General features: G+C 54.5%; 18 protein-coding genes. 2 read left to right on the top strand and 16 right to left on the bottom strand.

The features are described from left to right. The first annotated feature begins 169 nt into the window (after positions 1–169). Positions 170–763, top strand: coding sequence for a bifunctional transcriptional activator/DNA repair enzyme AdaA (locus MKY59_RS15540; protein ID WP_236414243.1), 594 nt, complete (start codon positions 170–172; stop codon positions 761–763). Continuing rightward, positions 760–1,578: a radical SAM protein gene (locus MKY59_RS15535; protein WP_339278288.1), complete on the top strand. Its 819-nt coding sequence runs from the start codon at positions 760–762 to the stop codon at positions 1,576–1,578. The genes MKY59_RS15540 and MKY59_RS15535 overlap by 4 nt, the downstream gene beginning before the upstream one ends. A 136-nt stretch (positions 1,579–1,714) precedes the next feature. On the opposite strand, the gene MKY59_RS15530 is transcribed toward MKY59_RS15535, so the two are convergent. From MKY59_RS15530 to MKY59_RS15455, 16 genes are all read right to left on the bottom strand, one after another. Next, positions 1,715–2,821, bottom strand: a complete 1,107-nt coding sequence (locus tag MKY59_RS15530; protein ID WP_236414239.1) for a Gfo/Idh/MocA family oxidoreductase — start codon at positions 2,819–2,821, stop codon at positions 1,715–1,717. A gap of 57 nt (positions 2,822–2,878) precedes the next feature. Further along, positions 2,879–3,607 (bottom strand): ThuA domain-containing protein, encoded by a 729-nt coding sequence (locus MKY59_RS15525; RefSeq protein ID WP_236414237.1) that lies wholly within the window; start codon positions 3,605–3,607, stop codon positions 2,879–2,881. A gap of 72 nt (positions 3,608–3,679) precedes the next feature. Then, complete coding sequence (locus tag MKY59_RS15520; protein WP_236414235.1) at positions 3,680–4,852, bottom strand: Gfo/Idh/MocA family oxidoreductase; 1,173 nt, start codon at positions 4,850–4,852, stop codon at positions 3,680–3,682. A 49-nt stretch (positions 4,853–4,901) separates the two neighbouring features. Next, a complete protein-coding gene (locus MKY59_RS15515; RefSeq protein WP_339278287.1) occupies positions 4,902–5,951 on the bottom strand; it encodes a LacI family DNA-binding transcriptional regulator in 1,050 nt (349 codons plus the stop codon). Between the two features lie 278 nt (positions 5,952–6,229). Further along, positions 6,230–7,306, bottom strand: a complete 1,077-nt coding sequence (gene glpX, locus MKY59_RS15510; RefSeq protein ID WP_339278286.1) for a class II fructose-bisphosphatase — start codon at positions 7,304–7,306, stop codon at positions 6,230–6,232. Positions 7,307–8,399: 1,093 nt separating this feature from the next. Then, complete coding sequence (locus tag MKY59_RS15505; protein WP_236414231.1) at positions 8,400–8,750, bottom strand: DUF4234 domain-containing protein; 351 nt, start codon at positions 8,748–8,750, stop codon at positions 8,400–8,402. A 380-nt stretch (positions 8,751–9,130) separates the two neighbouring features. After that, positions 9,131–9,667 carry a (2Fe-2S)-binding protein gene (locus tag MKY59_RS15500; protein ID WP_236414230.1) on the bottom strand — a complete coding sequence of 179 codons (537 nt, stop codon included), beginning with the start codon at positions 9,665–9,667 and terminating at the stop codon, positions 9,131–9,133. Further along, positions 9,664–12,063 carry a xanthine dehydrogenase subunit D gene (gene pucD, locus MKY59_RS15495; protein WP_339278285.1) on the bottom strand — a complete coding sequence of 800 codons (2,400 nt, stop codon included), beginning with the start codon at positions 12,061–12,063 and terminating at the stop codon, positions 9,664–9,666. The genes MKY59_RS15500 and pucD overlap by 4 nt, the downstream gene beginning before the upstream one ends. A gap of 31 nt (positions 12,064–12,094) precedes the next feature. Then, entirely contained in the window at positions 12,095–13,015 is a 921-nt protein-coding gene (locus MKY59_RS15490; RefSeq protein WP_339278284.1) for an FAD binding domain-containing protein, read from the bottom strand. A 79-nt stretch (positions 13,016–13,094) separates the two neighbouring features. Continuing rightward, positions 13,095–13,769 carry an NTP transferase domain-containing protein gene (locus MKY59_RS15485; protein ID WP_339278283.1) on the bottom strand — a complete coding sequence of 225 codons (675 nt, stop codon included), beginning with the start codon at positions 13,767–13,769 and terminating at the stop codon, positions 13,095–13,097. Next, positions 13,714–14,877 (bottom strand): XdhC family protein, encoded by a 1,164-nt coding sequence (locus MKY59_RS15480; protein WP_339278282.1) that lies wholly within the window; start codon positions 14,875–14,877, stop codon positions 13,714–13,716. The genes MKY59_RS15485 and MKY59_RS15480 overlap by 56 nt, the downstream gene beginning before the upstream one ends. 39 nt (positions 14,878–14,916) lie before the next feature. Further along, complete coding sequence (locus tag MKY59_RS15475) at positions 14,917–16,239, bottom strand: 5'-deoxyadenosine deaminase (RefSeq protein WP_236414224.1); 1,323 nt, start codon at positions 16,237–16,239, stop codon at positions 14,917–14,919. A gap of 98 nt (positions 16,240–16,337) precedes the next feature. After that, the gene (gene ggt, locus MKY59_RS15470) at positions 16,338–17,933 is read right to left on the bottom strand and encodes a gamma-glutamyltransferase (protein ID WP_339278281.1); all 1,596 of its coding nucleotides are present in this window, start codon (positions 17,931–17,933) and stop codon (positions 16,338–16,340) included. Next, complete coding sequence (locus MKY59_RS15465; protein ID WP_339278280.1) at positions 17,927–18,088, bottom strand: hypothetical protein; 162 nt, start codon at positions 18,086–18,088, stop codon at positions 17,927–17,929. The genes ggt and MKY59_RS15465 overlap by 7 nt, the downstream gene beginning before the upstream one ends. A gap of 38 nt (positions 18,089–18,126) precedes the next feature. Further along, positions 18,127–19,017: a 2-oxo-4-hydroxy-4-carboxy-5-ureidoimidazoline decarboxylase gene (gene uraD, locus MKY59_RS15460; protein WP_339278279.1), complete on the bottom strand. Its 891-nt coding sequence runs from the start codon at positions 19,015–19,017 to the stop codon at positions 18,127–18,129. Positions 19,018–19,265: 248 nt separating this feature from the next. Next, positions 19,266–20,873 (bottom strand): PucR family transcriptional regulator ligand-binding domain-containing protein, encoded by a 1,608-nt coding sequence (locus tag MKY59_RS15455; RefSeq protein WP_339278278.1) that lies wholly within the window; start codon positions 20,871–20,873, stop codon positions 19,266–19,268. Positions 20,874–21,137: the final 264 nt, after the last annotated feature.

The following is a 21,137-nucleotide window of genomic DNA, read 5'->3' as shown; positions in this document are numbered from 1 at the left end:
AGTCTCCAGTACATTGTAGCTTATATTGCATTCAGATTGAAGGCAGCACCTCACCTCATCGCATGCTCTATTGGACTTCTCAGAAATTCGTTTTGAAATCTTGCTTTTACGTTCTTTCACCGTTGTTGACGATCTCAAGACGGTTATAATGGAACTGGAGGTGAGTGCCATGAAACATGCCGCAGACCGTCGAGCCGGCGCAAAATCGTTATCCTTGAGCGAGGAACACTGGAAAGCCATCATCGGCAACGATGCGTCCTGGGACGGGCGATTCTTTTACGGCGTCGCGACAACAGGCATCTTCTGCCGTCCTTCCTGCAAATCCAAGGCTCCGCTTCCCGAAAACGTTCTGCTCTTCGCAAACGCCGATGAGGCGCTGAATCGCGGGTTTAGACCTTGCAAACGCTGCAAGCCTACGGGAAAACGGGTTCCGGACCAGGAATGGATTGCCGTCGTTACCGACTATATTCATGTCCATTATGCCGAAGCAATTACGCTGGACGCATTGGCCGCTGCGAGTCACGGCAGTCCCTATCATTTGCACCGCGTATTCAAGCGGGTCACCGGCATGACGCCGGTTCAATACATTCAAACGAAACGGATGGCTGCAGCCAAAGGCTTGCTGCGCGACCAGAGCCTTTCCATTGCCGAGATCGGGCCCAAGGTCGGCATACCGAATGCCGCTTATTTTAGTACCCTCTTTCGAAAATCGACCGGCCTCACGCCCGCACAGTATCGGGAAAAGTTAGGTGATGACTCATGAAAGCGACCATTTTCCATAAAACGCCAAAATCGCTGATGAACAAAGGAAGCGGCTTCCTTCAAGGGTATTCCCACACGTTGAATCCGTACGCCGGATGTTCCTTTGCGTGTTCATATTGTTATGTCAGGCAGATGCCGGTGGCGCTGTTTCGCGGTGAGGCCTGGGGCAGTTGGGTCGATGTGAAGCAGCAGGCCGCCGCCGTGTTTGTCCGCGAGCTCAAACGTGCCAAGGCCAAAGGTCCTGTGACGATATTTATGTCCTCCAGCACCGATCCTTATCAGCCAGTCGAACATAAAGAACGTGTCACGCGCTCTTTGCTGGAGGTGATGGCCGACGATCCACCAGACTTCGTGCTGGTCCAGACCCGCAGTCCTCTCGTCACCCGGGATATCGACCTGCTTCAATCCTTGGGTCAGCGCGTGCGTGTAAGCATGACGGTGGAAACCGATCTGGAGCATGTCCGCAAGCTGTTCAGCCCGGCTGCGCCGCCGATCGCTGCAAGATTAAAAGCGCTTGCCGCACTGCGCGACGCAGGCATTCCGACGCAGGCAGCGATCGCTCCGGTTTTGCCAAGCAGCGAACGATTCGCTTCCCTGCTGAGGCCGCTTACGCAGCGCATTTGCATCGACGATTATTTCATGGGCGACGGCAGCGAAGGCAAACGCACGCGCAGGCTTGGCTTGGATGCCCTTTATGAAGAAGGCGGATATGAGGAATGGTACGGTCCGGATGCTTACCGAATCGTGCTGGAGCGCATGCGGACATGCTTCTCCCCGGACGAAATCCGGGTCAGCCAGGCGGGTTTTGAACCTTGAACCTTATATCGGTAAACCTTGAATTATTGTAACTCGATCGTGAAAAGCAGCAGCCCCGCCTCCTTAATGATAAGGACGCGGGGCTGTTTTCATGGTCTTGCAGCCGGTTGAATGAGCTGCTATTGACGAAGTTTTTTTATTGATCCAGCGTGTACAACGGCAAGTTCTCCGGCAGCGCCGCCGGACGTTTGCAGGTGCTCTTCATCTCGTAGAACGTTCCGGTATCGGAGGAGTCATGGAAGGCCCACATGGCTTCAAGCACATGGTATGCCAATTCCCCGCTTGCCCGATGAGCGCGGCCGCTGCGCGCAGCGTATGCCATATCCGCAACGCCGATTCCGCGCGTGTTTTCCTGATAGCCGGGAAGCAGCGGAACCTCGGTCCACTCCTGCTCGCCCGTCAAGCGATACCGGACCGGACCGCCGAAGGTGTTCGGATCGGGAACTTGCAGCGTGCCATGCGTTCCATAAACCTCGATCGGAGGCAGTGCGCTTCCGCCAAATACGTCAAAGCTCGTGATGAGCGTGCCGATCGCCCCTTGCTCGAATTGCAGCAGACCGGTTACGTGCGTCGGAATGTCCACTTGGATCGTTTGGCCCCGCTTTTTCTCGCTGCTAATGGTGCGTTGGTCCATGGCCTTGCCCGTCATGCCCGCAATTTTGGAGATCGGTCCGAGCAGCTGCACCAGTGCCGTCAAATAATAAGGACCCATGTCGAACATCGGGCCGCCGCCGGATGCATAGTAAAACTCCGGATCCGGATGCCAGTGCTCGTGGCCGCGGCTCATCATAAAAGCGGTCGCAGACATCGGCTTGCCAATTACCCCGTCTTCGACGAGTTTCAGCGATGTCTGAATGCCGGAACCGAAGAACGTTTCGGGTGCGCAGCCGACCAGCAAGCCCTTTTCGCGGGCAAGCTCCAGCACGGCTTGACCTTCTTCGCGGGTAACGGCAAGGGGTTTTTCGACGTAGACGTGTTTGCCTGCTTCAAGCGCCTTCAAGCAGACATCCGCATGTACGGCGGGGATCGTCAGGTTGATGATCAGTTCGATTTCGGGATCCGCCAAAATCTCTTCCACCGAATATACTTTCGGAACCTGATAGGCAGCAGCCTGTTCCTCCGCGCGCTTCCGGTCGATATCCGCTACGGCTGCAAGCTCGAGCACCTCGAATCGGTGGCAGTTTTCCATGTAGATGCCGCTGATTTTGCCGCAACCAATAATGCCGACTTTCATTTTGTCCATGATTGTCCGTACTCCCTTCGGGCGTTAATTGAATTGTTGGAGCTTCTTTAAGCCGCGTTATACCGTTTGATTATCCGCCATGCCTGTGTATGCTTCCGTGCTCGCAACATTCCGTTCTTTGGCCACGGCTTTGCCTGCCGCCGCCCATTTGAAACCGCTGCGCATCATTTCGGACACGGGTTTCATGTCCACGATGTCGGCATGGTGTCCGAGCGAGTTGTAGAACACGCGGCCGGCTCCCCAGCGCTTCGTCCAGACAACAGGCATGTCGACAGGACCGTTCGCCGCATGAGGACCGTTAACGATCGGGAAGCGGGTTGTTGCCAATACTTCCACCGCAGGATCGACATGCAGGTAATATTGCTCGCTTTTGACTTCGAAGTCTTCGATATGATCCAGGAGCGGGCTTGACCCGCGCTTCATGTTCACCGTGTACTCGACGCCATCGTTGCCGGGATGGGCAACCCATTGTCCACCCGTCATGAACTGCCAATCAACGTTGTTGCGGAACGCGTCGCACATGCCGCCGTGGCAGCCTGCAAGACCGACCCCGCTCTGTACGGCCGCGGATACGTTATTGACCAGCTCTTGTTCAATCTGCCCCATCGTCCACAACGGAACGATCAGATCCAGGTCAAGCAGTTTCTGTGCATCGGCGTAGGAGTCCAGCGTGTTGGATACCTCTACCTCAAATCCTTCTTCCTTCAAAATGCGTTCAAAAATAGCCGCTACCTGTTCCGGTTCGTGACCATCCCAGCCACCCCATACGATCAAAGCTTTGCTCATCGCCAATCACTCGCTTTCCCGAAAGTTTGTTATATTCGCTGCCATGGCACTTTGTACTTTGTTGCCTCAACCCTACATTTCTTCCAGTCCGACCCAACGCCGTTCCGTTACGGAACGTTCCACGGCTTCCAATACGGCCTGACAAGCTACGCCGTCATGGAAGCTTGGCTGAGGCTGGCGTCCTTCGGAGATTGCCGTCACCAGTTCCAGCATTTCATGCGTGAACGTATGCTCGAAGCCGATCGTGTGCCCAGCCGGCCACCAAGCCTCGGCATACTTATGCGCCGCATCGGTCGCAAGCACGCGCCGGAAACCTTGCACATCTTCCTCATCCTTCGTGAAGTACACTTCCAACTCGTTCATGCGTTCGAAATCGAAGCGCACGCTGCCCAAGCTGCCGTTGATCTCGAACGAATTGGTGCTGCGATGGCCTGCCGCAAAACGAGTCGCCTCGAAACTGCCCACCGCACCGTTCTCAAAACGTGCGAGGAACAAGGTCGCATCATCCACCGTAACTTCGCCCATCGGCGCATCGGTGCCCGAATTGCCTTTAGCGGTCAGTCCGGTCATTTCCGAAGCCAGCGGACGCTGTTTGATAAACGTTTCGCTCATGCCGATGACTTCCTTGAATTCGCCGACCAGGAAACGCGCCAGATCGATCAGGTGAGCACCAAGATCGCCGTGCGAACCGGACCCGGCCACGTCTTTTTGCAGGCGCCAAACGAGCGGGAACGATGGATCGAGAATCCAGTCCTGAAGGAAGAACGCGCGGAAATGATAAATTTTGCCGAGACGTCCGCTCTCCACCAGCTCCTTCGCCAACTGCACGGCCGGAGAGAAGCGATAGTTGAATCCGACCATGTGGGAAATGCCCGCTTCCTCCGCTGCCTGAAGCATTTCGCGGGAATCCGCCAGCGAAAGCGCCAGCGGTTTTTCGCAGAAGAGGTGCTTGCCCTGCCGTGCCGCTTCTAGCGCGATTTCCTTGTGCGCGTCGCTCGGCGCGTTGATATCGATCAGGTCGATGTCGTCGCGCTTCACGAGCTCCCGCCAGTCCGTTACGCTTTCAGCCCATCCGAACTGCTGAGCAGCCGCTTGAACTCCCTGCTCGCTCCGTCCGCAGATCACGGACATCTCAGGCTGGAGCGGAGCCGAAGGGAAGAACATCGGCAGAGCGCGGTAAGCGTTGCTGTGGGCCTTTCCCATGAATTTGTATCCTACCATTCCGACACGAAGACGTTTTGACATGATCGTTTCCTCCTTTGGAAATTGCCATCGTTAACATTGCAACCAATCTTTAAGCTTTACGTTCCGAAGACGCCCGGATGATGAGCTTCGTCGGCAGCAGCTGCCTTGCCGGGTTGAACGCCGAGCTTTCATCTTCCGTGTAATCGCTTTCGCCAAGCGAGTGGCGAATCAGCTTTGCGGCGGCCAGCTCGCCCATTTCGTAAAAAGGAACCCTTACGCTGGTTAGCGGCGGAACCGCCATCTCTGCTGCGTCGGAGTCGTCGTAACCGACGAATGCCGGGAAATCGCCTATAGCTATGCCGCGCTCGCGCAGGCCATGCATGACGCCAATTGCCATCCGGTCATTGGCTGCGAACACCGCATCGATCTCGCCGATCCGATTCGCAATGGCTGCGGCAGCCTCCATGCCGCTCCTGCGGCTGTAATTGCCCTGCAGGAGAAGATGCGGTTCAGCTCCCAGCCCAGCCTCCGCCAAGCCGATACGAACCCCCTGCAGGCGCTCCTGGCTGTTGGAATAACGGTCAGGACCGTTGAGGAACGCGATTTTGCGATAGCCTTGATCCGCAAGATGCCTGATGGCCAGCCTGCTGCCCTCCACATGATCCGCATCCACTTCCATGAACGATTCGCCGGCAAAATGCTGGTTCATCACGCAGAACGGATGCCCTTCATTATGCAGTTCCCGCAGGGCCGCCAGTTCACTCGGGTCATCTTGCGCCCCTAGAATGACGCAAGCGTCCACCTTATGGCGGCGAAACAGATCCGCATAGTCCATCACTTCGTCCGCCGTTCTGAACAGAACGAGCAAGTCCATGCCGTTGTCCCTGGCCTTGCTGCCGATGCCGCTTAGCATTTCCGAGAAGAAATAGGCCGAAAATAGATGGGCCTTTGGAACGTACGGCAACACAACGCCCAGATTTCCGCTTTTGCTGCGTGCGAAACGGCTGGCGAGCGCGCTCGGTACGTATCCCAACTTTTTGGAAGCTGCAAGCACTTTGCGGCGCGTTTCTTCCTTGATGGGGCCTACCCCGTTAAGCACGCGGGATACGGTGGCTTCGGACACGCCTGCAAGGTCCGCGACCTCTTTTCGCGTAGCCATCGCCTCACCCCTCTCATGTAATTATGAAATCAAAAGTTAACGAAACAGGGCATAAACGATGGTGTGATCAACGCTCAATCCCTCAGTTAACTTTTATGTACGCGCGTACATTTTCTCATGTGTTGTAAACGTTGTCAATACTTTTTACGTAAAAAGGACGGGCTCTGACCATAAGCAGAACCCCTCCTTTTTTGTCTTGTCTTTATTCGATGCAAATCGGGTGAACATCTTTTATTTCAAGCTGCAAAAAGACTGCTGGCTTTTATTTCTCTGATGAACTAACCGCTTACTCCCGTTACTCCGGCATCGGCGGAAGACTGGCTGAATTCGGCCTGTTCGAACACTTTCGGAATGCGATCCGCGGGCTTCGGTTTGGACTGCAGCTGTCTGACTTTATGAAGCACTTCTTTATTGGGAAGGAAATGCATGGAGCGAATGAAGCGGATTGTTTTGGTTTTGGCCCGCATTACGATCGAATAGGTCTCTGCCCGATCATCCGCAAGATATCGGACGCCTCCCAGAATTTCGCCGGGGGTTACGCCCGTCGCGGCGAAAATGACGTCTTCCGTGCCGATCATGTCTTCCATCGTCAGCACCTTGTATGGATTATCGATTCCCATCTGCAAGCAGCGTTGGAATTCGTCCGCATTGGCAGGCATCAATCTGCCCTGTATTTCTCCTCCGAGGCAAGATAATGCCGCAGCTGCCAGAACCCCCTCCGGCGCTCCCCCTGATCCAACATACAGGTCGATGCCTGCTTCAGGAAATGCCGGCGCCATCGCTCCTGCCACGTCGCCGTCGCTGAGGAATTTGATGCGCACGCCCACTCTGCGCAGCGTTTTGATCGTGCTTTCATGTCTTGTGCGGTCCAGGATCATGACCGTTAAGTCCGAAATGTTTTTGTTCAGAGCGGCAGCCGCCTTTTCAAGCGTCAATTCAATCGGATCTTCAATGCTGACTTTACCTACCAATTCAGGCCCCACGGAGAGTTTCTCCATATACATGTCCGGGGCGTGCAGCAAATTTCCTTTTCCCGCCACTGCAATAACCGATAAAGCGTTGTTCAGCCCCTTGGCGACAATTTCGGTGCCTTCGAGCGGGTCAACAGCCACATCCACCTCAGGCCCTTCGGCATTGCCGACTTCTTCGCCGATGTACAGCATGGGCGCTTCATCCATTTCTCCCTCACCGATTACTACCGTGCCGCGAATGGACACGGAATCGAACATGGCGCGCATGGCCAAAGTAGCCGCTTCATCTGCACTGTTCTTGTCTCCCCTACCCATCCATGGGGCAGAAGCCAATGCTGCCAATTCTGTTACTCTGACAATTTCCAACGCCAGTTCGCGTTCCATTTTCCCACTTCCTTTCCAGTTTTCCAAAGCATACAGGCAGAACGGAGTGGAAATCCATCGCAAATCGGTATGAAAATGATCTAAGACATGCCTCTCCCCATGCCATTTCAAAATATTAACTTTATTGCAGTTAGACGTGGGACCTTCTAAGCGGACCGATTTTCAATCCATTTTCAACGAAGATCATGGATGCAGAGGCTGAATGCCGACCGCTTTTTTGAAGGAAAATACCTCCCATGACCGTGTGCACGTCATATTTACCATCCAAACCGCATATTATAGCTCGATAATTCGTAAAACAAGGGAATGTTAACATCGTTATTATGAAGTATGTCGCCAAAACTTCGGCGAGTTCATTTTTTCGAAAACGATTTTCATGAGACCGCTGTAAGCCTTGATCAGCTTCGAAAAATGGTAGAAATGGAACGATGAAGTCGGAACAATCGAGGAAAGTTGTATAGGAGGTTTGATGCGGGAATGCTTTATTTTCAAACTTTTCAATCGAATCCTTGCATAGATGCTGCTTATAGGGGCCATCGAAAAATATAAGTTTACATAATAATAATTACGTATTAAATTGTCGTGAATTTTCCCGGAATGAGTTTTTGCGATTTATTTACGTGGTCAAAATAGAAAAAATGAAGCCGCTCAAGCAACAAAAACAAAAGAAAAACAGGCATGCCCTGTCGGACATACCTGCTTCATCCCTTATTTTCACCCCAGCAACGTGGGTGCCATCCAACCGAACATAGGGGTATTCCTCATCATGCCGAATAACAGGGTTAGCCCCAGCATGCTGGCCATAATGGCGTTTTTGGTCATGTCCCACCTGTATTTCGATGAGATGGTATACGCCAGATACATGGGTGCTAACACAAACACAAGCATATTAAAGCGGAAAGCCTGAGGCAGATCCCCCTGGATCAAAGAGAGGAGCGTTCGGGTAATCCCGCAACCCGGGCAGTATAATCCCGTCATTTCATGAAAGACGCATGGAATGCTTAATCCCGTCCAAGGCAGCCATACCTTTAAATACGCATAACCCGTAATTCCTAACAGGATGGTGCCAACCGCCTTTTTTCGAAAGGGGGTATTAATGCGGAGCATACGAATACTTGTTCAGTTCCGACTGCATGAGCGCGTAGTTGATAATTCCCAAGCCGAACAGGCTGAGCACCAGATAGAGTACGGAGTTATCCGTTATGTATTGGGAACGCTGCTGCTGCACATAAGCCAGATGTTTACCCACCTGGTAAGACCAGATGAAGGTCCAGATCCCGCACGTGATAATGGAGAGCAGAAGATGTTTGCCGCCGGTGAAGTCTCGATCTCCGCTAAGTCTCCCTGTATCCTCGGTAATCGTATAGAACCAGTACAGTCCATACAAACCGCAAGTAATTAGAGTAAGTATTACCGATAACGCTACGCTTCGATTTGCTACCATTGCAAAATCCTCCTGGATGCCGTGTTATTCCGATCGAAATTCACTCATGACCCGGCCGGAAAACCGTATTTTCTTTTTTGCGTGCTAAATAGACCCTATGCACTCGATCGGGTATCTGGTGACTCCATGGATCAAAAAACACCGGAATCGCATCATTCACCTCCTGCGTCTGTTTGGGGCTGTTCAGCGTCCTGCTCTATAAATCAAAACTTCCTTTCCATTATATTCCGTCATTATCGTTTCGTACATATCATTTTCGCGTTTTTATCGCATGGTTCCACAAAAAACGATTGCTTTTCTTTGCTGTTCAACGACAAAAACCGCCACTTCGGACGGTTCATTCCCGGCAACAAGGTTTAACTTTGGCATTTTTGTCCGTGTCATCCTGATTTGGAAGCATTCCCTTGGGAACCGGCGGATGTTGAACACTCGGTAGGGTAGAATTCTCGAGCCTTGCTCACTGCTCTCAATATACCCCCATATCCGGTGCACCGGCATAGATTGCCGCACAGTGCCGTTTCAATCTGTTCTTGAGTCGGCTGCGGATTCGCATCCAATAACGCCTTGGCGGAAATGATCATGCCGGGAGTGCAATATCCGCATTGAAACCCGCCTTCCTCGACAAAAGCACGCTGGATGGGGTGAAGATCCTCCTTCCCTTCGCCGTGCAGGCCTTCTATAGTGGTGATGGCCTTGTCTGCACATTGATAGGCCATGACGAGGCACGAATTGACGGGAACATCTTCGACCAGCACCATGCATGCCCCGCAACGCCCGATTTCGCACGATACTTTGGTTCCCGTCAGCTTCAGCTCGTTTCGCAGCACATCTACAAGGCGAGTCGACGGATCCACGTGCAGTTGCTTTGTCTCACCATTTACGATGGCGTTCCACTCGGTTCCTCGTGGTTCTTTCATCCATGACTCACTCCTTCCTCAAGCGGTACATCCAGCGGCCTCATCAATTGCTCGCGTGAAACCGGCAGCCGGGTCAACCATTCGCCTGTAGCTTGATGGATTGCTGCCGTGATGGCCGGCGCCAACGCAACCGATCCGATCTCGCCGATGCCCCGAGGACCGTACGGGTCCCCTTCCGGCAAATCCTCGATCGCTTCCACTTCCAAGGACGCATGGATATCGCGAATGGTTGGAATCAGGTACGTATCGAGATTCGTGGTTACGTAGCGGGAATCTTTCATCACTGCATCTTCCGTCAGGGTAAAGCCAAGCGCCATCACGCTGCCGCCTTCGATCTGTCCCAAGAAACCCATCGGGTTGATGACAGGCCCTGCGGCAACCACATGGCGCGTATCCAGCAGCCTGGCTTCACCCGTTAACGTATTGACCTCCACCTCGGCAGCCACTGCGGCATACGTATAAAGATAGTGCCCGCCGACAACGTTGTCCGGGGTAGTCGGGTACTCAAAATGCGTATCGAATACCCAATCCTCGGGTTCGCCCTGCTGAACCAATGCTTGATATGACACGATGGCAGCAGGTCCACCCGACCTTGTGCCAACTCGCACTTTATCTTCATTTCTCGTTATCTCCGGAAACTCTGTTTCCGGCTTTTCAGCTTCGCTCCCATCCTCCATGCAGGCCAGATCTTTCGCGCGCCATACGCCTCCCGGCCCGGTCGCCAGTTCATCTTTCGGGATTCCCGACAAGCCTGACGCTGCCTCAAGTACTCTGGCGCGAAAGGGAACCTGAAGCCGCTGCAAAGCCATCCAGGCCATCGTGGTCGAGCGCGAGGCCGTGCTCGAACCGCTGTGCGGAACCTTGTCGGTATCGCCGATGATGATGCTGAGGTCGGATCGGCTGCATTGGAACAGATCGCACAGCATAATTTCCAGCGTCGCCACGAGGCCTTGCCCGAATTCTTCGTAGCCGAACGCGGCTTCGATCCGTCCCGACGCGTTCAGCGACAAGCGGCCCCCTGCGGGATCGGGAATGCCGTAGCCCAGCCCTGCGCCGTGCATGGCGATGGCCGCGCCAACGCCCCGTTTGATCCATGGCGGCAGATTTGCAGCCGCTTGAGGACGCAGGCGCTTTTGCCATAGCTCCGAACGGTCCATGGCTTCCCATACCTGCGCCAACCCATCCGTGACGAGAATGCGCTGGTTGAGCGGTCCCGGATCGGTTTTGGCCCTCAGGTTCCGTCTGCGGAATTCCCACGGATCCATGTTCATGATTGCGGCAAGACGATCCATCTGGCCCTCCATCGCAAAGATCGCCTGATTCCCTCCGAATCCGCGGAACTCGCCCGATACGCCATTGTTGGTGTATACCGAGACGCCCTCCACGTCCACGTTCGGGATCGCATAAGGACCGAGGCAATGTTCCGTGGCAAAATTAAGCACCGGTGCTCCCAAGGTGGCATAGGCTCCGGTATCCGCGGTAATGCGGACTTTATGGGCCAGTATCATGCCTTCGGGGCTGATGCCTGTTTGCATTTCGATTTTCATCGGATGCCGCTTCAATCCCGCCCGAACCGATTCCTTACGGGAGTTGTGCATTTTGACCGGACGTCCGCAACGTAATGCCAACAATGCGCCGTACGGCTGTACGTTGAGTTCGTCCTTGCCGCCGAACGATCCGCCGATCGGAGATGATACGACCCGGATATCTTCTTCCGAACAGCCGATAATGCGGGCCAATTGCATTCGGTCTTTATAACCATGCTGCGTTGCCGCGTACACATGAAGCCTTCCATCCCGTTCCGGAACGAAAAGCCCGCCTTCCGTCTCCATGTACGCATGCATTTGCCTTGGCGTGTAGTATGTTTCGGTCACCACATGCTCGCATGCGGCAAAAGCTTCCTCCACGTTGCCGCGTTTGATCTCGGTTCGATGGAGCACATTGCCCGGTCCGTGCTCATGCAGCTCCGGGGCTTCAGGCGCCAAGGCGGCATCCGTGCTATCGAGAGGGACGAGCTCTTCATAGCTCACCCGGATCGCTTCCAGCGCAAGCGCTGCGCGTTCGGGCGTATCCGCGGCGACGGCGGCAACGGCGTCGCCGACATAACGAACGACATCTTCGCAGAACACGGGTTGGTCAGGCGTGGCGATTCCGAAGCGATTTAATCCCGGGACGTCCTTGGCCGTCAGCACCGCATGAACGCCTTCCATGGACTCGGCTTCTTCTGTATGAATGGACAATATCCGAGCATAAGGGTACGGGCTGCGCAAAACCCTTCCATATACCATGTCCGGCAGCGACATATCGGTCAGATATTGAAGCTGCCCCGTTACTTTGCCCGCCCCGTCAGGTCGAAGATGCCATCGTTTGCCGCTGTTTTCCCGATGAATCAGCATGTACCCGCTCCCCTTTCATATCGATCTCGGTTTATGATCGGCCAAGTGCTTCCCACAAGCCGCCTCCCAGCAGATTGCCCGCCGCCTGGCTGCGGTAGAGGTCTGTGGCAAATGCGTCTCCATAGGTCAAGAATTCGGAAGCTGCAGCCTGGCTCAGCGCTGTTGACTGTTGAATGTCCGCTACCTTGCCGCCAAGCAGTGCCTCCGTTTCGTTGAGGCGCATCGCCAAACCGGATCCTCCGCCTGCCGCAATGCGAACTTCGATCCAGCGTCCGTCTGACCCGATGAGTCCGTGATAAGTAATGGTGACCAGCGAAGCAGTGAACGTCTCCCGTCGGCCCAGCTTACGGAAGAATGAAACCTGCTTCAATGTCAACGGCTGTTCCTGGCATGCAGTCCCGATTCCGTTTGCCGAACTCAGAGGGAGCTGAACGGCCAGCAGCATGCGATGAGGATCGTGTTTCCCCGTCTTCATTTCCGCCAGCCAAGAAGAAAGGCTCTGAACCTGTATGCCCGCGTCCGTCATCCACTGCAAGCCTGCGTCATATACCAATAAGGCCGGAATAGCATCGCCTACGCCGGACACCACATTGCCGCCAATCGTCGCCAGGTTGCGAATCGATGGGGCCGCAATGGCCCTCGCGGCATCCTGCACCAGCGGGAACCGCTGCAACAATGGATTCGCCGCACATTCATTCAACGTATTCAGCGCCCCGAGCACAAGCCGGTCCTCTTCTACGAAAATCCCGGATGCCTCCGCAATTCGTTCAAGGCTGATGAGATGCCGGGGGAAAGGGGCGATCCCGCCTTCCCACTGCGTGCGAAGCAGCGTGCCGCCCGCCACAAATATAAAGTTATCGCCACAGCGTTGTTTTGCCATTTGCAGCTCATCCAGGTCTGCGGGCTGCCATACGTGTGGTCTTGCACCCGATCCGTATACAGGAACAGCCATTATGCCCCATCTCCTTTTTCTTTCATAGTTCTGGCGTCGGGAATCGATCCAAATCGTTGCTCATATCACATTCACACTCTCACTTCACTTGCGCACGTTCCGCGAAATCGATAATGCGCGCCAGCTGCGGCTCCGTATCGGCATCCCAAAAGGCAAAGTCTGGCAGGATCACCTGACCGCCCTTATAACATGGCTCACGCAATACCGTTCGCGCCCCTTCGTCCCCATGAAGCAGCAGCAGCCGTTCCATCATGTGACACCGGAACGCGATCGGCGGTTTGCCGAAATCTCCGGGAGTGTCGTCCATCGCTGCCGAGTAATCCAGTAAGGGATCTTCCGCCAGAACACGTGCTACAAGGTCGATGTGCCGGGATTGCAGCAAGGGCTGGTCCGCGAGCAAAATCACGACACCTTCCGGGCGGGTCTGCATCGCAGCCTGGATGCCGCAACGCAGCGAGTTGGCCATGCCTTCGCGATCATCGGTACATGCCGTGAGCTGCAGCTTCGTCTGCCGAATACGGACAGAAGCGCTGCTATTACGTGCATTTGCCTCGCCCATCCATTCCGAAGGCACCCACCGTAAATCATCCTCAGGCTTCACCACGCAAACCACGTTCGCCAAGGCTGATGAGCCTAGAGCGGCCTCCAATGTCCAAGCCGCAAGACTTCTGCCCCCGGGCATCGTAACGGCCAACTTGTCACGCCCCAGTCGGCTGCTCCGACCGGCCGCGAGCACGATCCCTGTCAGTTTCACAGGCTCCTCCTCCTCCGGCAGTCGGCTTTCTCGCCGAAACGGCTCTTCTGTCCGCGATGAGTTCAGCCACGATGCTAACGGCAATTTCTTGCGGACCGTCCGCCCCGATGGACAGCCCCACCGGTGCATGCAAATTGGGAAGCATGGGCAGACCCTTCAGCAGTCTTACTGTTCTTGTTTTGGAACCCAGAATTCCTAGATATCGATACTCGCAAGCTGCCAACAGCTCCAAAAACTCGCGTTCGCGCGGAAACTGGTGGCTCATCAGTATGACGTAATCCCCGCTTCGGATCTGCAGGACAGGCATGATCTCGTTTGGAAAACCCAGCACGCGCTCCGCCTGGGGAAATCGCTTCGCATTGCAGAGCGATTCCCGCCAGTCGGCGACCACGACGCGGAAGCCGGAAGCTCCCGCAAGTCCCGCTACCGGTATCGCGTCATTGCCGGCACCCACAATGACAAGGCGTGGCTTGGGAGAATGGACGCTGCTCAGGCAGCGCGGCATGTTCCAACGCTGTTCAGCCGCCATAGCACTGTTCGATAATGCTTCGGTTTCTTCTGCTTTATCAGGGTTCATCCGTTCGGTCCCGCCAACCGTTTCTTCCTTTTCGCTCTCTTTTCCAGCGTGAAGGGCTGCCAAGTTAGTCGAAGGAATCTCCATATGGCCGAGAATCCCGTTCCTTCGCTTCAAAACATACTCCGTCCGGGAATAATCCGCATGAAAACGGCGCAAGAGCTCAACGGCAATCCCTTCCTCCAGACAAGCGTACATCTCATGCATCACCGAACGCAGTTCTTCATGCACAGGCTCAAGAAGAACCAACACGAATCCTCCGCAGCCAATCGTCTCTCCCCAGGACCAATCCTCCTCCGGACGCATGTCGTATTCGACCCATTCCAGTTTCCCCGTCTCCAAGACGTGGCCAACGCGAGCCTGAAGATCGCTTTCCAGGCAGCCGGGACTGATGCTCCCGAACATGTCTCCGCGTTCGGTGAGCAGCATGGAAACCCCTTGCTTGCGGTAAGCATGGCCTTCCACCTTCACCGCCGTTGCCAGTACACAGCTCGTTTCGCGGATGGCTGCCGCGCACAGATCATGCATCTCCATGGCTGTTCCTCCATTCGCTTCTGCTGAAAGCCGATTCACTCAGATTCGTTTCATCAACCGCGCGATGCTTTTATCCGATTCCCGCAGCACCATACCACGGTCGATCGTCCGGATTTTGCGGTTGCCAAGCACGATGCGACCGTCGATGATCACCGTATCCACGCAGCTCCGCGTTGCCGAATACACGACGCGGGAGTACACATCCGTATCGTAAGAAGGATAGGTGTGAAAATCGTCCAGATCAAGCAGCACGACGTCTGCTTTTTTGCCGACCTCCAGGCTGCCGATCTCCTTCGACATACCCAACACCTCGGCTCCTCCCATCGTGGCCATTCGCAGCACCGTGCGTGCATCCATCATCGTCGGCCCGTGCGGAACCTTTTGGATCAGCGCCGTCAAACGCATCTCCTGAAACATATCCAGATTGTTGTTGCACGGCGCGCCGTCGGCGCCGATGCCCACTGCAATCTGTCGGTTCAGCAGGTCCGGAATATCTGCAATCCCGGAGGACAACTTCAGGTTGGATCCGGGACAATGCGTTACTTTGACGCCGCGTTTGCGGATGATCTCCTTCTCCTCTTCGCTCAGCCACACGCAGTGAGCCAGAACCAGCCTTGGCGTGGCGAGCCCGATGTGATCCAGATACGTGATGTTGCGCATGCCGCGTTCATGCTCGACGAGTTCGATTTCACCCCGGTTTTCGGATGCATGGGTATGGACGCGAACATGGTATTGATTGGACAGCTCCCTGACTTGGATCAGAAGATCCTCGGTACAAGAGACGACGAAACGCGGGCAGAACGCATACTGGATGCGCCCGCCGCCGAAACCGTTCCATTTCTCCAGCAAGTCCACGCTCTGCTGCAGCGAAGCAGACGTGCTCTCGCGCAGCGGCTCCGGCACCTCGTCGCCGTGATCCATCATGACTTTGCCGGAAATGACGCGAATGCCGCTCTGTGCCATTGCTTGAAAAGCAGATTCCGTATGATGGACCGTCTCCATGTCCAGAATCGTCGTTGTGCCGCTCGAGATGAGTTCGCCGAGCCCGAGCATGGCCGAATAATAGACAGATTCCTCATCATGCGCGGCCTCCAGCGGCCAAATGCGCTGCCGCAGCCAATCCATCAGTTCCAGATCGTCCGCGCGGCCGCGAAACAAGGTCTGGCACAAGTGGATGTGCGTTTGGACAAAACCCGGCAGCAGCACTTTGCCGCGGGCATCGATGACCTCATCGGCATGAGCGTCGATATTCTCCTTCATTTGCTTGATCCGGTTGTCTTCGATGAAGAGATCGCCCGTAAATACTTCTTCGTCCGCATTCATCGTAACGAGCTGAGCACCTTTCAGCAGGATCGTTCCCATGTCTTTTCCCCCATCCGTTTTCAATCTGTGCCCTTGAACTGGTCTATATCCTGCAGCAAAGACCAGGCAATCACCCTAATGCGTGGTTGGGTTATCGGCTACCATCCGATCGCCATGCCGTCTCCCCTGGGATCGGCCGCGCCGCTGATCATGCCGTCCTCGCTAATCGCAATGCCTTGCGATTGGCCCATAATGTCATCCCACGGCGATACCGCTTCTACCTGATGTCCCCAGCGGGCAAGCGTGTCGCATACATCATCGTGAAATCGGTTCTCGACGCGCATGGTGTCCCCATCCTCACCCCAAGTGCGGCCGTAAACCCAACGCGGCAGCCCGATCGCTTCCTGAACCGTTAGCCCGTAATCCAACACGCCGGTCAGCACGGACAGCTGCGTTTGCGGCTGACCTTCGCCACCCTGAGTGCCTACAAGCAGGCAAGGCTTTCCGTTCCGGGTGACCATGCCAGGCATCAACGTATGCAAGGAACGTTTGCCCGGCTCCAGCACGTTGGCATCCTTCGGATCGAGCGAAAAAAAAGAACCTCTGTTTTGCATGATGATCCCCGTGCCTCCAGGCACGTAGGCCGAGCCAAAATCGAAATACAGGCTTTGAATGAACGAAACGGCATGACCATCGCCGTCAACCACGGCCGCGTACGCGGTATCCTGCCCCATCGTTTGGGAGATGAAAGGCTGCGCGGAAGGCGGTGCCGCATGAATTTCGTTCCAGAGCTCGTTGCCGTAAGCTTTGGACAACAGGCGCTCAAGCGGGATCTTCCTGAAATCCGGGTCCGTCAAATACCGATCACGATCGCGGAAAGCCTTCTTCACCACTTCGGCCATCAGATGGTAGAACTCGGGCGACGTGCGCGCCACCGCCGAAAGATTGATGTTTTCCAGCATGTTCAGCATCATGAGCATCGAGAACCCTTGCGAGTTCGGCGGCATTTGATGCACTTGATAGCCCCGATAATCCGTGCTGACCGGCTCTACCCATGCACCCCGGTGATCGGCAAAATCCTTCGCGGTCAGCATGCCACCGTCTTCAAGCATGGCTGCAGCGATGCGTTCGGCAAGTTCCCCTGTATAAAAAGCTTTGCGTCCCCCGCTTTGGAGCAAACGAATGGAGGCCGCAAGTTCAGGCTGCAGCAGCAGGCCTCCTTCCTGCAAAAGAGTGCCTTCCGGGGCGTAAATGCGCCTAAGCGGCGCATATCCCGTAATCAATTCTTCATCTCTTTCCATCCACAGGCGCAGATTGCGGGAGACCGGGCACCCCTGCTCGGCATAACGCGCCGCGGGCTCCAGCAATACCGCCCACTCCAGCTTGCCGAAGCGGTTCCACACTTCCCACCAGGCATCGACCATGCCGGGAACGGTGATCGCGCTAAGCACGCCGCGCTGCGGAATGGCACTCATCCCCATCGACTTGAAAGTATCCGCGTTTATGCCTGCAGCGGAGCGTCCACTCCCGTTGTAAGCCGCAATCCTGCCGCTTTGCCCATCGTGAACAAGGAAGAATGCGTCTCCGCCCAACCCTGTCATATGCGGATAGACAACGCCCAAGGCTGCGCTGATCGCTATTGCTGCATCGACCGCGCTTCCGCCCTGCTGCAGGATGGAGCTCCCTACCGCACTGGCGATATAATGCGGCGTAGTAACCATGGCATTTCTGGAAACCGGCATCTGGTTCAGCATAATGCTCCCTCCTTTCCTGCATAGACATCGAGTGCCGCTTGTACCGCCTCCCCCGCAGGCAAAGCAAATTTGTGAAGCAGCATTACCGCTTCCAGCACACCCGGAACGTGCAGCACTACCCGGCCGCCCCGGACGATTGTATCCATGTTTGCCATCGTCCTGCCCTCCGCCTCAAAACCGGTACTCGGCTTACTTAGCTCCCCCGGTATGTACTGTATCCCCCTGGCGCGATCAATAAAGGGATATGGTAGTGACTGTTCGCATCGGAAACGGTGAACCGGATCGGAACCACGGTCCAGAGCAGCGACGGCCCGTCTCCTTCGCCCAACCGCTCCGAATAATACTTCTCCACATGAAACCGAAGCTCATAAATGCCTTTTTGAAGCCCGCTTCCATCCAACAACGGCGCATCCAGCCGCCCGTCTGTATTGGTTAAGGACGCACCTTCCCTTGACCAGCTCTCCATTTCCTTATTGCACGTCATCCTGTATAATTCCACATTCACTCCAGCTGCGGGAACGCCTCTGGACGTATCCAGTACATGCGTGGTGATGCGTCCTCCCGAGCTGGCTGACATAGTTCCCGCCTGCGTGATCCATTGCTCCAAACGGATCGAAGCAATGTTGAACACTTCACCGAGCGCCGTCCGAAATTCTTCGTCCCAGCTCCGCTCATTGCGTTGCCGCATGGCATGCAAAATGGAATCGGGATGGTGTCCTTTCACCGCCATTATAAACGGAAACCCCAGTCGGTCCGTATACTTCCTGTTCAATCGGTTCATCTCTTCGAATTGCACCGGAGAAAGGGAGTTCAGGCCGGCTCCGGCCTGTTCCTGCACCGAACTGTCGCTCATGCGGATGCGTGCCCCAAGATCAGGATGATTGCGAAGCAACTGCAGCTTGACCTCGGTATCGGCTGCCAGAACAACTTGTTTCATGACGTTCATCATGTGTTCAAAAGAGGCAAAGGGACGCATACCATAAGAGTGCTCGGCTACCCACGGCGATTCCTCGAAAAGCCCGCCGAACGTTTGCACGTATTGTTCCGCAGACCAGTTGTTAATGCGTGTAATGAACTCATCCATTCCATCACCTCCGGTCTTTGGTAGATTGTTGTATTTCATTGTACGTGCAGGTTCTTGGAGCAACAATAATAATCATGCAACTTTGTAATATAACATAACATATGTGAGTTGAATTGTTTGCCGTGCACGGCTCTTTTTTACTGATATGTCCCTTTAAGCACAAAAAACCATGCTTCTCAACGGAAGCACGGCGACATTTCCTTGGTTTCTAGTTGGATGGTGGCATATTATCTAACTTAAAACTCACTTCAAGTACGAGGATTGTTTTTGTCACGGATGAATTTGCGGAATGTAAAGACCAGCTTCAATTTCAGCAAATCGTTCGTTTTTTTGAAGTCCATTTGCAGCAAGCTGCCGATCTTCTCCATGCGATACGTCACCGTGTTGCGATGCACGTACAATCGTTTGGCTGCCTCATTGATCAGACCGTCGTTCTCGATAAAAGATTCCAGCGTGTTCATCAATACCTGATTCGGATCCCCCTCGTGCGCGAGCAGCGGCTCCAACACTTTGTTGCAGTAATTTTCCATGATGTGATCCGGCACATGTTGAAATACATAAGCAAACTCCACCATTTCAAATTGCAGCGCCCGGTCTTTCATCCCGAATCGGCGTGCCAGCTGCCCGGTATCCAGGCATTCTTGGTAAGCTTCGCGCAGCGATTTGGGTTCATGTTTCATTTTGCTGATCCAAAAACGCGGAGCGGAAGCTCCCTTCGCCTCCTGCGCTGCGAGCACGTCAGCAAAACGGTTAAGGAGAAACGCGGATAATTCTTCTCCATAGTCCCTTCCAGTCGGACAAGTGTACAGGGATAGAATGCCGTCTTCGATCTGAAAATGCTGCGAGGACGCAAACTGCATCAGCGGGTTGTACTGCAGCTCGCGGTGAATCTGTTTCAAAAGCTTGCCATCGGCAACTGCGGCAGGCTCCAACGTGGTAAGCACGCATTGGTACGTGCCCTGGAACAGGTAAACGCCTTTGTTTTCGCTAAGCATGTTCAGCTCTTCGATCGTCAGTTTATTGCCCAGATATTGAGTCAGCCATGTGCGCATCTCGTCTTGCACGGTCGGGTTAATGTGTTCCCGATACGTCATATCCATATAGAAGGCAAGCACGTCCGCGGCTTGTTGAAACAATTCTTCCTCAGCCTTGAGCGATAATGCCGAATCCGTGAATACGAGCAGGAAACCGTACTCCTCGTCATTATGCTTGATGGGCACGCGATGGCAGCTCCCTTGATTCCATTTGACGCGGTGCATGACCGATCTCCAAGGCCACCCCTGTACCGCCGAATCCGCAGCAATGCCTTCACTTCCGAAAAGCACATGTCCGCGAGGACCGATTACCGCAAGCGGATGACTCAGGATCGCCGCCAGCTCGGCAAACACGTTGCGATAAGGCTGTTGATGCAGGGCGAATTTCATCAGCCTTTTCTGCTTTTGCATCACCTCGTGCAGCAAACGATGGGAGCGCTCGTGCTCGGCTTTGAACAATGCGTTCATCTGGTCGGAAAATGTGAATTGGAACGGCAATTCCAGCAAAGGCATTCGCAAACGATCCGCTTCTTCGATGATGCCTTGAGGAATGGACTGCCAGAAACGTCCCAGTTTGATGCCAAGCCCAGCACATCCCCGTTCATTCAGGCGCCGCATCAGGCGCAATGCATCCGTTTCGTTGTCCTTCATAATAAAGGCGGTCGTAAACAACATCTCGCCCGATTTGATCCAGTCCGCAATATCCGGAGCATCCATGACGTTGACGGATTTCATCATACGCGAAGTTCCTTCCCCGCCGGCGACCAATTTGGCCTCGGACAGCGGATACACCTGCAAAGCCTCTTTAACCGTGAGCTGCATGGACATTACCTCCCATGTACATTACATTAAAACCATAAACGAATTAGTTTCACTGTCGTTTCCAGGTTGATCTGTAGTTTTGAAAGTAATAAATCGGCTGGAACCATTAATTCTTGTTAAGTATTATAACATCAAATTCCGGATTAAAGCTGACATCCAAAAAAAATACAACCCAAGGGCTGTTCACAGCCATGCTGTGGTAGCTTCTTGGATTGCATATCGTGCAGCGTATTGGTGTAGTTTTTTTCAAGCCCGCATGTTGAT

This window comes from Paenibacillus sp. FSL W8-0426, from assembly GCF_037969725.1.
Taxonomy (GTDB): domain Bacteria; phylum Bacillota; class Bacilli; order Paenibacillales; family Paenibacillaceae; genus Paenibacillus; species Paenibacillus hubeiensis.
This window is presented reverse-complemented; position numbering and strand designations above follow the sequence as displayed.